Here is a 12,041-nt window from a genome sequence, read left to right on the forward strand (position 1 = left end):
CATGGGAGCTGAAATTCAGGGTGCAACGTCTGGCAACGGCAAAACCTACGTTTGTTTTTTAACGCTTTTTGTCTTTCTTCGTGCTGTAAGCGCTTCTGGTTTCAAAAGAGCTGAACCGGCGTTCTTGGATACTAAAACATCGTTTTATTTTATATTATTGCGATTTATTTCTGCGTCATTCGCTTAATGGTGGAAATGTGATCGGCGTCGAAACGCTGTTTCAATATAGTGAGGGAGGTGGCATTTTTGACTTTTCACGGACCTTCGCCGCGGGCCATGAGGAAGAGATAACGAAGCAAAAGGGGAGCGGGAATAAGAATAGTCACGCAGCGTGGCTAACTACCAGATCTGATAGCAGGTCTACAGATGTACCAATTCGTCATTCAGATAATTCTTACATTCTTGTATGATTTGTTACACCGGAACCAGTCAGGCAGAATTTCACTGCATCCTTAAAAGAAGAACAGTTATGTCAGCGATGGATTTCAAAAAACATACGGATCTCAACTTTCCTCACTATGCTCCCCCGGCGGTCAGCGCTAAAGAAATAGATCTTCTGGGTCTGCTGGACGTCCTGCTGGCAGCAAAAAAACGCATCATCACCATTGTCTTTGCATTTGCACTGGTCGGCCTGGCAATCGCCTTTCTGATACCGCAAAAATGGACCAGTAAAGCGGTCATTACGCCCGCGGAACAGACGCAGTGGAGTTCGCTACGCCAGATGATGGTGGCGCTCCAGGTGCTTGATGTCGACGTGAAAATTACCCGTGCGGATGTGTTTAATCTGTTTATCAAAAAGTTTCAGTCCCAGTCTCTGCTTGAAGAGTACATGAAGAACTCACCCTACGTGATGGCTCAGCTCGATGGCGCTGAGGTTGACCCGCTGGAGCTGCACCGCGCGGTGGTCAATATTGCCGAAAAGATGAAGGCTGTTGATAACACGCAGGAAAAAAACGCTGATAAAGCACCGTACCTCTCCTGGACGTTAAGCTTCACTGCCCCAACGGCAGAGGACGCGCAGAAAGTGTTGAATGGTTACATTCAGTACATCTCCCGCATCGTCGAGCAGGAGACCATGCAAAACATTCGCGATCAGCTGATCCTGAGAACCAAAACGGTTCAGCAGCAGCTGGAGCTGGATCGGGTCCGCCTGACCAATATCCACAATACCAACCTGCAACGCCTGAACTACTCGCTGGAAGTGGCGAACGCGGCAGGGATCAAAAAGCCGGTCTACAGCAATGGACAGGCGGTGAAAGACGATCCGGATTATTCCGTTGCCCTCGGTGCGGACGGGATTGCGCAGAAATTGCAGATTGAAAAAAATCTCAAGGACGTTTCTGAGCTGAACGCCGATTTCCAGAACCGCGAATACTATCTGGCACAGCTGCAAAAACTTTCCTTCGAAGATGTGAGCCTGGAGCCGTTCAAATACCAGCTCTCTCCTTCTATGCCGGTGAAAAAAGATGGCCCGGGCAAAGCCCTGATTGTGCTGCTGGCGTGTATTCTGGGTGGACTGTTCGCCTGTGGCAGCGTGCTGCTGCGCGAGGCTATGAGCACCCGCAACCCGCTGCCGGAACAACTTCCTGAGCCGGTTACGGAATAACATTAAAAAAGGCGCTCAACTGAGCGCCTTTTTTTATTTCAGGAAATCTTCGCGTACCGGCGTAAAGGTATCCAGCAGAGTGCCGGGTTTCAGGCAAACGCAGCCGTGCATCACGTGCGGCGCTTTATAGAGGGTGTCGCCCGCGGTCACCACATGCTTCTCCTCGCCAATGGTGAACTCAAATTCCCCCGAGAGAACGTAGGTGAGCTGCTCATGCGGGTGGTTATGCATCGGGCCAATCGCGCCTTGTTCGAAATTCACTTCCACCGCCATCATCCTGCCGTCGTGCGCCAGAATACGACGCGTCACGCCGTTGCCCAGATCCTCAAGCGTGGTCTCTTTATGGAAAATAAACATATTTTCGCCCTGTTATGTAATGAAACATCGTTTCAATTAACTTATCGCACCCGCAGCGAAAAGGAAACGTTTAGCCAAATAACTGGAAAGGCGCTCACAAGTTTGCTTCACTGGGTGAAACGCACAGGAGGATAGATGAAAACGATCGGTCTGTTAGGGGGTATGAGCTGGGAATCAACGATCCCGTACTACCGCCTGATTAATGAAGGCGTCAAACAGCGTCTGGGCGGTCTGCATTCGGCCAGCCTGCTGCTGCACAGCGTGGATTTCCATGAGATAGAAGCCTGCCAGTCGAGCGGGGAGTGGGACAAAGCGGGGCAGATGCTGGCGGACGCCGCGCTCGGGCTGGAGCGTGCGGGCGCGCAGGGTATTCTGATGTGTACCAACACCATGCATAAGGTGGCGTCGCACATTGAAGACCGCTGTTCGCTGCCGTTCTTACATATCGCGGATGCCACCGGGCGTGCCATACGTGCCGCCGGCATGACGCGCGTGGCGCTGCTGGGGACGCGCTACACCATGGAGCAGGATTTTTACCGCGGGCGGCTGAGCGGCCAGTTCGGGATTGAAAGCCTGATCCCGGAAGAGGCTGACCGGGGGCGCATTAACCAGATTATTTTTGATGAGCTGTGTCTGGGCACCTTCAGCGAAACGTCGCGCGCATGGTACGTCAGCGTGATTGAGAAACTGGCGCAGCAGGGGGCGGAAGGGGTTATCTTCGGCTGTACCGAAATTGGCCTGCTGGTGCCAACAGACCAAAGCCCGATACCGGTCTTCGATACTGCCGCCATTCATGCCGCCGATGCGGTGGAGTTTATGCTCTCATAGTGGTTTTTGCAGGTCAGGTAAGCGAAGCGCCACCTGACGCGCGTGCGCAATCAGGTGTTCACTAAACGCATCAACCAGCGCTGAGGCGGGCCGGTGCAGCGGGCGGATCAGGCTCACGGTAAAGGGAACGGAAACGCTAAAACGGCGCAGAACTACGCCGCTGCTGGCGTAGTCCATGGCCGTGAGCGGGTTCACCACCGAAATACCCACGCCCGCGCGCACCATCGCGCAAATAGACGCCGCACTGTGCGTTTCCATCACCATCCGCCGCTTCACCTGATGTTCGGCAAACAGGCCATCCAGAAGCTGCCGGTAGCTGTCGGTCTGCGACAGGCTGATATAGTTCTCACCGTGAAAATCCGCCGGGGTCAGCTCCGCTTTGTGGGCAAGCGGGTGGCTGGCAGGCAGCACGCAGACCTCATCCAGGGACAGCAGCTCCGTGCGTTCCGTTCCCGCTGGCGTGACGAGGGTTTCGGTCAGACCCAGATCGTGGCGCTGGGCCGAAAGCCACTCCTCCAGCAGCGGCGACTCCTGCGGCACGATGGTCAGGCTGACCTCCGGATAGCGGGCCAGAAACGGCTGTAACAGTACCGGCAGGAATGACTGGGAAAAGACCGGCAGGCAGACGATGGACAGCTCACCCTGGCGGAACTCCCTCAGGCTCTCTGCCGCGCTCACGATCCTGTCCAGCCCGTACCAGGAGCGCTGAACCTCCTCAAACAGACGTAAACCCTGCACCGTTGGATGCAGCCTGCCGCGGGTGCGTTCAAACAGCTTCAGCCCCAGCACTTTCTCAAAACGCGCCAGCTCGCGGCTGACCGTCGGCTGCGAGGTGTGCAGCATGTGCGCGGCTTCAGTGAGATTGCCGGTGGTCATTACCGCATGAAAAATCTCGATATGGCGTAGGTTAACGGCGGGCATAGGGCACCTGATGGCTGAGCGTGGTCCATATCATTTTTGCATAGACTCACGATAAAACGATATTTTTTATTCTCTTCAGGCTATGGCGTAATGATAAAAAACAGATTTCCGGAGACGACCATGCCACGCCCACTCAACCAGACCGAGACCGATTTAAACGCCGATAACCTGCTGCGCCTGCCTGCCGAATTCGGCTGCCCGGTGTGGGTCTACGATGCGCAGATTGTCCGCGAGAAGATCGCCGCGCTGCATCAGTTTGACGTGGTGCGTTTTGCGCAGAAGGCCTGCTCCAATATTCATATTCTGCGCCTGATGCGCGAGCAGGGCGTGAAGGTTGACTCCGTATCGCTGGGTGAAATCGAACGTGCGCTGGCGGCCGGGTTTGATCCGAAAGCCGACAGCGACGCGATCGTCTTTACCGCTGACCTGATAGACGACGCCACGCTGGCGCGCGTGCATGAGCTGCAAATCCCGGTCAATGCCGGTTCGGTGGATATGCTGGAACAGCTTGGGCAGGTCTCTCCAGGCCATCGCGTCTGGCTGCGCATCAACCCGGGCTTTGGTCACGGCCATAGTCAGAAAACCAACACCGGGGGCGAAAACAGCAAGCACGGGATCTGGTATGCCGATATGCCTGCGGCGCTGGAGGTTTTACAACGCTACAACCTCAAGCTGGTGGGCATTCACATGCATATCGGGTCCGGCGTGGATTACGGCCATCTTGAGCAGGTCTGTGGCGCCATGGTGCGTCAGGTTATCGATTTTGGTCAGGATCTGGAGGCGATCTCCGCCGGGGGAGGGCTTTCGATTCCTTACCGCGAAGGGGAAGAGGCGATCGACACGGATCACTATTACGGCCTGTGGAGCGCCGCGCGTGACAGCATCGCCGCCCATCTGGGTCATGCGGTGAAGCTGGAGATTGAGCCGGGTCGTTTCCTGGTCGCCGAAGCTGGCGTGCTGGTGGCGCAGGTGCGGAGCGTGAAGGAGATGGGAAGCCGTCACTTTGTGCTGATTGATGCTGGCTTCAACGATCTGATGCGCCCGTCCATGTACGGCAGCTATCATCACATCACCGCGCTTGCCGCCGATGGCCGCGATCTGGTCAACGCCCCGCGCATCGAGACCGTTGTTGCTGGCCCGCTGTGTGAATCCGGTGACGTCTTTACTCAGCAGGAAGGCGGGAAAGTCGAAACCCGTTCGCTGCCAGAGGTAAAACCGGGAGATTATCTGGTGCTGCATGATACCGGTGCGTACGGGGCGTCTATGTCTTCTAACTACAATAGCCGCCCGCTGCTGCCGGAAGTGCTGTTTGATAACGGCGTGGCGCGGCTGATTCGCCGTCGCCAGACCATTCAGGAGCTGCTGGCGTTAGAGCTGGTCTGATTAAACCAGGGCCCTGTTGTCACCGAATCGCGTAACACCAGGGTGCCGGTGAACGGCGGGATCGCTTCAACCGGCTGGTTTTTTGCCAGCCGGATCGCCTGGTCGATCGCCGTGACGATCATGTTGTCGATCGGCAGATACACCGACGACAGGGCAGGCTCCAGCCACTTTGCGCTGGGGGCATCGTCAAAACCAAACAGCGAAATATCCTGCGGGATCTTCAGCCCGGCCTGGTGTAATGCTTTGGAGGCGCCCAGGGCCATATCATCGTTACAGGCAAACAGGGCGCTGAACGATGTCTTTTCCGCTATCAGCTCCTTGCACAGCTCGTAACCCCGCGTCATGCCTGCATCGCCGTATTTAATCCGCCGCTCGTCGAGACGAATACCGTGCTTCTCCAGCGCCTTACGGTAGCCCATCAGTCGCGCTTTACCCGTTGGCGTGTGGATCGGGACGGTGATACAGGCGATCTCCCGGTGGCCCTGGCTTATCAGGTAATCCACCGCTTTGAAGGCCGCGTCCTGCTGTTCAAAGAAGACGCAGCGATCCGCCGCCTGGCTCACTTCACGGTTAATGATCACCAGCGGCGTCTGCACGCTGTTGATCAGCTTCAGGATCGTCTTTTCGCTCATGTAACGCGTGTACAGCACGATGGCGTCGCACTTGCGGTCGGCGAGCATCTGCACCGCCTGTTCTTCCTGTTCAGGGGCGTCGTGACCGTCGGTAACAATCAGCTGTTTTCCGTGCTTTTCGGTCTGCCGTGACGCCTGCTGTAGCAAACGACCAAAGTAAAAACCGTCGAACGTCGAGACGACCAGACCAATGCTGTTGCTGGTCTGGTTAGCCAGCGAACGCGCGAGAAAGTTCGGACGATAGCCCAGCTCCTCCATCGCGCGAAATACCTGCTGACGCGTGCTCTCTTTAACCTGACCTGTGCCGTTCAGCACGCGCGAAACGGTGGCCTTCGACACGCCCGCACGCAGTGAGACATCCAGCATTGTTGCCATTCGAAATTCCTGTTTCCACGTAATGGTTTGCAGTTTAACACAGACCATCCGGCGCATAAGCGACGTGGGAAGGGCAAAACCCCATAACGATCACGCTTTTCGGTAACGATCCTCGCCCGCGGGATAAATGCCTGTCATTGGCATGCCAAAATGGTGATAAATCGCAATCTGGAATACCTCTTACCCCATTGAGAGCTTAATCACAGAACGAAGCGCCTGTGGACGCTATTTTTGGCATACCAATAGTATCCGGCTGTCCATCTTATTCAATAAAAGCCCTTTTACTGAGGTATTACCCTATGGCATTTCAGGAAAAACTGATCGACGCTCTGGGCAGTTTTGCCACCACCTTCAACAGCTATCGCTATATCCAGGCGATCAAGTCTGCGTTTATTACCTTAATGCCGGTCATCATTGTGGGGGCGTTCTCGGTACTGATCTCCAATATGGTGCTGGATCCGAAAAACGGCCTGGCGAGCTTTCAGTCGCTGTCGTTTCTGGCGGCGTTAAAGCCGATCACCAGCGCGCTCAACTATGCCACGCTCAACTTTCTCAACATCGGCGCGGTGTTTTTAATCGGCATTGAGCTGGGGCGTATTAACGGCATTAAGTCCCTGTTCCCCGGCCTGCTGGCGGTGATCTGCTTTATCTGCGTGACGCCGACGACGGTGGAAATGCTGGTGGACGGCGAGATGCACGTGGTGAAAGACGTGCTGCTGCGCCAGTTCTCGGATACCCGCAGCCTGTTCCTCGGCATGTTTATCGCCATCCTGTCGGTGGAGATTTACTGCTGGCTGGAAAACCGCAAAGGGCTGAAAATCAGGATGCCGGACACGGTGCCGCCGAACGTCGCCGCGTCGTTCTCTGCGTTGCTCCCGGCCATTATCACCACCACCGCCATCGCCACCTTTGGCTTCGTGTTTCATCAGGTTACCGGAATGTATCTCTACGACGCGGTTTACCAGGTGGTGCAACAGCCGCTGGAGCGCGTGGTGCAAAGCCTGCCGGGGATCCTGCTGCTGATGTTCGTCGCCCAGCTGTTCTGGGTGATTGGTATTCACGGCAACCAGATGATCAAGCCGATCCGCGAGCCGCTGCTGCTGGGGGCAATCACCGTTAACATGAGCGCGTTCGAGCAGGGCAAAGAGGTGCCAAACATCATCACCATGCCGTTCTGGGACGTCTATATGAGCATCGGCGGCTCCGGCCTGACCATCGGCCTGCTGATAGCCGTCATGATTGCCACCAAACGTAAAGAGATGAAGGAGATCGCCAAGCTCTCCATCGGCCCGGGTATTTTTAACATCAACGAGCCGGTGATCTTCGGTATGCCAGTCATGCTCAACCCGATCCTGGCTATCCCGTTCATTATCACGCCGCTGGTGACGGGCTCCATCGGTTATTTTGCGACGGTGACCGGTTTTGCCGGGAAAGCCGTGGTGATGGTGCCCTGGACCACGCCGCCGCTGATCAACGCCTGGCTGTCCACCGCGGGCTCCATGGGGGCGGTGATCACCCAGTTTATCTGCATCGTGACCGCGGTGATTATCTATCTGCCGTTTGTGAAAATTGCCTCACGCCGCGCAGATCAGGCCGCACTGCAACAAGCCACCGATAACGCATGAGGACAGGATGAGCATAAAACAGATAACCATACCGCCAGATTTTATGCTGGGCGCGGCGGCATCGGCCTGGCAGACCGAGGGCTGGAGCGGCAAAAAGCCGGGTCAGGATTCGTGGATCGATCTCTGGTACAAGAACGATCGTCACGTCTGGCACAACGGCTACGGCCCGGCAGTGGCAACCGACTTTATCAATCGCTTCCGTGAGGACGTGGCCCTGATGAAGCAGGCGGGCCTGACGCACTATCGCACCTCGATCAACTGGTCACGATTTTTAACCGACTATGAAAATGCGACGGTAGACGAGGAGTACGCCGCGTACTACGACGCGCTGTTCGATGAAATGCACCGTCAGGGCATTGAGCCGATGATCTGCCTGGAACACTACGAATTGCCGGGCGTGCTGCTGGAGACCTACGGCGGCTGGGCGTCGAAGCACGTCGTCGAGCTGTTCGTTCGCTATGCGGAAAAGGTGTTTGAGCGCTTTCACGGCAAAGTCACCCGCTGGTTTACCTTCAACGAGCCGATTGTGGTCCAGACGCGCGTCTACCTCGACGCGCTGCGCTGGCCCTATGAGCAGAACACCAGCACCTGGATGCAGTGGAACCACCATAAGGTGCTGGCGACGGCGAAAGTGGTGAAGCTGTTTCGCGAGAAAGGGTATGACGGCTCGGTGGGCTGTATTCTCAACCCGGAGGTGACCTATCCGCGCTCGCGCGCGCCGCATGACGTGCGGGCGGCAGAGATGTACGATCTGTTCTATAACCGCGTCTTTCTTGACCCGCTGGTGCACGGGCGCTATCCGCAGGCGCTCTTTACCCTGCTGGCGCAGCATCAGGTGCAGTGGGACTACACGTCCGATGAGCTGGCGCTGATTGCCGACAACACCGTTGACGAGCTGGGCATTAACCTCTATTACCCGCACCGCGTCAAAGCGCCATCCCGCGCCTGGCACCCGGAGACGCCGTTCCATCCGGCGTACTACTACGAGCCGTTCGAGCTGCCGGGGCGGAGGATGAACACCTCCCGCGGCTGGGAGATCTTCCCGCGCATTATTAACGACATGGCGATGCGGATTAAAAACGACTATCGCAACATTGACTGGTTTGTAGCGGAAAGCGGGATGGGCGTGGAGAATGAAGCGCAGTTTCGCAATCGCGACGGGATTATCGATGACGCGTACCGCATCGCGTTTATCAGCGAACATCTTTATTACACGCTGCTGGCGCGGGAGGCGGGGGCTAACTGCCACGGCTATATGCTGTGGGCGTTCACCGACAACGTCTCCCCGATGAACGCGTTTAAAAACCGCTACGGGCTTATTGAGATCGATCTTGAAAACCATCGCGCACGGCGGGCAAAGAAATCGGCGTCCTGGTTCCGCCAGCTGCGCGATGAGCGTGTGCTGACGCTCAGGGTTGACGATGAATGGAAGTAAGCCTTCTGGTAAAATAGCGCAAAAACTGGCCGGGAGGACGTCCGGCCTGCGCATTAACTGAAAAACACAGGTGAAAACGTGGATAAGGCTGTCATCCTGCCGGAAAAAAAACAGTACCAGGAGATTGGCGAGGATTTACGGGCGCAGATTATCCAGGGGCATTATCCCGTGGGATCGCGTCTGCCGCCGGAGCGCAACATTGCCGAGACGTATGGCGTGAGCCGCACTATCGTGCGCGAGGCGCTGCTGATGCTTGAGCTACAGGGGACGGTAGATATTCGCCAGGGGTCTGGCGTGTACGTGATGCGCATTCCGGAGGAGCATGAAAACGAGGAAGAGCGTTTTCTGAACAGTGACGTGGGTCCGTTTGAAATTCTCCAGGCGCGTCAGCTGCTTGAAAGCAACATTGCGGCCTTTGCCGCAAAAATGGCGACGCGGGCGGATATCGACAACCTGCGCCGCATCATCGAGCAGGAGCAACGGGCGATTGCCGCCGACGATCGCAGCCAGGACAACAACAAAATGTTCCACCTGGTACTGGCGGGGGCCACACAAAACCAGATGCTGCTGGCGACCGTTGAAAGCGTCTGGCATCACATGGACAGCAGCCCGCTGTGGCAGCAGTTCAACGGCCACATCGCCAGCCGCGCATGGCGGCTGAAATGGCTCGGCGACAGGCAAACCATTCTCGCTGCGCTCCGCCGCCGCGACGTAATGGGGGCGTGGCAGGCGATGTTCCAGCATCTTGAAAACGTCAAAAAGAGCCTGCTTGAGCTGTCAGACGAAGACGCGCCCGATTTTGACGGCTATCTCTTTGAATCGGTCCCCCTTTTCCAGGGGAAGCTGGTGTGAATATACTGCCGCTTCACGCTGCGCCGCAGTTTACACAGCGGGTGATCGACTGGATCTGGAACGCGTTTGGTGAAGGTATGCCGCGTGCCTTTTTCCAGAGCATTGTCGAGCACAGCCTGACGCCGGGCGAGTTACCGCTCACCTTTATTGCCGTTGAGGATGACCAGCTGCTGGGCACCGTTGGGTTATGGCGTTGCGATTTAATTTCCCGGCAGGATCTCCACCCCTGGCTGGCTGCGCTGTATGTCGATGAAGCCGCCCGGGGAAACGGGCTGGCGGGAAAACTTCAGCAGCATGTTATCGGCTACGCGCGACGCGCCGGGTATCACGAACTGCATCTCTGGTCTGCCTGCCGCGACTTCTACGAACGTTACGGCTGGCACTACATCGGCGATGCGCTGGAATACCCGGATAAAATCGTCCATCTCTATCGCTGTTCGCTCACGGCTTCCGCGGGCGATACCACCGAGTGACGGCGCACTAAGGTTGGGCTGAACAGGTGGGTAATTTCCGGTGGCGGGCGATGCTCGGCCAGCGCTAACGCCAGTTCTGCCGCCTGCGTTGCCATGGTCACAATCGGGTAGCGCACGGTGGTCAGGCGAGGGCGCACGTAGCGCGATACCAGCACATCATCAAAGCCAATCAGCGAAATTTCTGCCGGGACGTCGATCCCGTTATCATTCAGCACGCCCATTGCGCCGGCGGCCATGGAGTCGTTATAGCTGGCCACGGCGGTGAAATTCCGCCCGCGGCCCAGCAGCTCCGTCATCGCCTGCTCGCCGCCACTCTCATCCGGTTCTCCGTACGCCACAAGACGATCGTTGCACGGCAGACCGGCTTCGCGCAGCGCGTCGTAATAGCCCTGAAGGCGATCTTCCGCATCGGAAATTGGGTGGTTGGAGCACAGATAACCAATGCGGGTATGGCCCTGCTGGATCAGATGACGGGTTGCGAGCCATGCGCCGTAACGGTCGTCGAGCGCCACGCAGCGGGTTTCAAAACCGGGAATAATACGGTTGATAATCACCATCCCCGGCATCTGTTTCATCAGATGGATCAGCTCGGCGTCGGGGATCATTTTTGCATGGACCACCAGCGCCGCACAGCGATGACGGATCAGTTGCTCAATGGCCTGGCGCTCTTTCTGTTCATTGTGGTAGCCATTACCAATCAGCAGGAAATTACCGGTGTGATAAGAGACTTGTTCTACGGCTTTGACCATCGCACCGAAAAACGGATCGGATACATCCCCGACCACCAGCCCGATGGTTTCTGTCGACTGCTGGGCAAGGGCGCGCGCGTTGGCGTTAGGGTGATAATTCAGGTTTTCCATGGCGTCCTGCACGGCCTGGCGCGATGCATCACTCGCTTTAGGGGAGTTGTTGATCACGCGGGAGACGGTCGCGACGGAAACACCGGCCAGACGAGCCACATCCTTAATTGTCGCCATTCAATACCTTCTTATAGGGGTAAGCGTTTACACACTAACTAGTGTTGCGGAAAAGCGGCGCGCATTCAAGGGGAGCGGGTAAGCGTCCTCTGCAAACGTGAAGCAGAACATCCCTCGCGGCGTAATCGTTACACGGGCAGTCATGTCTGAATAATGTCAATCTGAACCTTTAGTTACACTTTGCCTCAGGCTGTTGCGATTGTCCGTTAGCAACGATGCGTTGTGAATTGCTAGAGTCGAGATCCCAGAGGTATTGATAGGTGGAGTCAACTTCGGTTGATTAACACGATTTACACCAACCTGCGTTTTACGCAGGTTTTTTTTTGCCTGTAAGTTCAACCTGTAACAGCAAAAGAGAATATTCACACCTGGTTGCACTTCGGCTCATTCCCTTGCGTTTTCCCGCTGGCGAAGCCTGTCGCCGGAGGCCACAATCAAGATCCCAGAGGTATTGATTGGTGAGAATTCCTGGTACGTTTTCGTACTCTTCTCTTGCACCAACCTGCGCGGATGCGCAGGTTTTTTTTCGCCTCTGTTTTTGCTATCGCTCCCTCACTACTTCTCGTGTAATCTGCCA

At 56.3% G+C, this 12,041-nt stretch carries 11 protein-coding genes; 7 read left to right on the forward strand and 4 right to left on the reverse strand.

The window, feature by feature from the left end; genetic code table 11:
• The first annotated feature begins 469 nt into the window (after positions 1-469).
• Positions 470-1,606: an LPS O-antigen length regulator Wzz(fepE) gene (wzz(fepE), locus tag RHN82_RS14195; protein ID WP_047051820.1), complete on the forward strand. Its 1,137-nt coding sequence runs from the start codon at positions 470-472 to the stop codon at positions 1,604-1,606.
• Positions 1,607-1,639: 33 nt separating this feature from the next.
• On the opposite strand, the gene RHN82_RS14200 is transcribed toward wzz(fepE), so the two are convergent.
• A complete protein-coding gene (locus RHN82_RS14200; protein WP_039269867.1) occupies positions 1,640-1,963 on the reverse strand; it encodes a cupin domain-containing protein in 324 nt (107 codons plus the stop codon).
• Between the two features lie 135 nt (positions 1,964-2,098).
• Between RHN82_RS14200 and RHN82_RS14205 the strand changes: the two genes are divergently transcribed.
• Positions 2,099-2,791, forward strand: coding sequence for an aspartate/glutamate racemase (locus RHN82_RS14205; protein WP_047051819.1), 693 nt, complete (start codon positions 2,099-2,101; stop codon positions 2,789-2,791).
• Here RHN82_RS14205 and RHN82_RS14210 read toward each other — a convergent pair.
• The gene (locus RHN82_RS14210; protein ID WP_017692726.1) at positions 2,786-3,712 is read right to left on the reverse strand and encodes a LysR family transcriptional regulator; all 927 of its coding nucleotides are present in this window, start codon (positions 3,710-3,712) and stop codon (positions 2,786-2,788) included. The two genes, RHN82_RS14205 and RHN82_RS14210, sit on opposite strands and share 6 nt — an antisense overlap.
• Positions 3,713-3,832: 120 nt before the next feature.
• On the opposite strand from RHN82_RS14210, the gene lysA reads away from it, so the two are divergent.
• A complete protein-coding gene (gene lysA / locus RHN82_RS14215) occupies positions 3,833-5,095 on the forward strand; it encodes a diaminopimelate decarboxylase (RefSeq protein WP_017692727.1) in 1,263 nt (420 codons plus the stop codon).
• Here the strand turns inward: lysA and RHN82_RS14220 are convergent.
• A complete protein-coding gene (locus tag RHN82_RS14220) occupies positions 5,065-6,102 on the reverse strand; it encodes a LacI family DNA-binding transcriptional regulator (protein ID WP_003862814.1) in 1,038 nt (345 codons plus the stop codon). The two genes, lysA and RHN82_RS14220, sit on opposite strands and share 31 nt — an antisense overlap.
• 299 nt (positions 6,103-6,401) lie before the next feature.
• Here RHN82_RS14220 and RHN82_RS14225 point away from each other — a divergent pair, with 299 nt between their 5' ends.
• The 4 genes from RHN82_RS14225 to RHN82_RS14240 all read left to right on the forward strand — a co-directional run bounded on the left by RHN82_RS14225 (position 6,402) and on the right by RHN82_RS14240 (position 10,487).
• On the forward strand, positions 6,402-7,727 hold the full coding sequence (locus RHN82_RS14225) for a PTS sugar transporter subunit IIC (RefSeq protein ID WP_047051818.1): 1,326 nt from the start codon (positions 6,402-6,404) through the stop codon (positions 7,725-7,727).
• A 7-nt stretch (positions 7,728-7,734) separates the two neighbouring features.
• Complete coding sequence (locus tag RHN82_RS14230; protein WP_047051817.1) at positions 7,735-9,162, forward strand: glycoside hydrolase family 1 protein; 1,428 nt, start codon at positions 7,735-7,737, stop codon at positions 9,160-9,162.
• Between the two features lie 78 nt (positions 9,163-9,240).
• On the forward strand, positions 9,241-10,014 hold the full coding sequence (locus tag RHN82_RS14235; RefSeq protein WP_003862809.1) for a GntR family transcriptional regulator: 774 nt from the start codon (positions 9,241-9,243) through the stop codon (positions 10,012-10,014).
• A complete protein-coding gene (locus tag RHN82_RS14240) occupies positions 10,011-10,487 on the forward strand; it encodes a GNAT family N-acetyltransferase (protein ID WP_047051816.1) in 477 nt (158 codons plus the stop codon). The genes RHN82_RS14235 and RHN82_RS14240 overlap by 4 nt, the downstream gene beginning before the upstream one ends.
• On the opposite strand, the gene galR is transcribed toward RHN82_RS14240, so the two are convergent.
• The gene (gene galR, locus RHN82_RS14245) at positions 10,442-11,464 is read right to left on the reverse strand and encodes an HTH-type transcriptional regulator GalR (RefSeq protein ID WP_003862806.1); all 1,023 of its coding nucleotides are present in this window, start codon (positions 11,462-11,464) and stop codon (positions 10,442-10,444) included. The two genes, RHN82_RS14240 and galR, sit on opposite strands and share 46 nt — an antisense overlap.
• Between the last annotated feature and the right edge of the window lie 577 nt (positions 11,465-12,041).

Source organism: Enterobacter cloacae complex sp. EB5, assembly GCF_031432835.1.
In the GTDB taxonomy this organism is placed as follows: Bacteria; Pseudomonadota; Gammaproteobacteria; order Enterobacterales; family Enterobacteriaceae; genus Enterobacter; species Enterobacter hormaechei_C.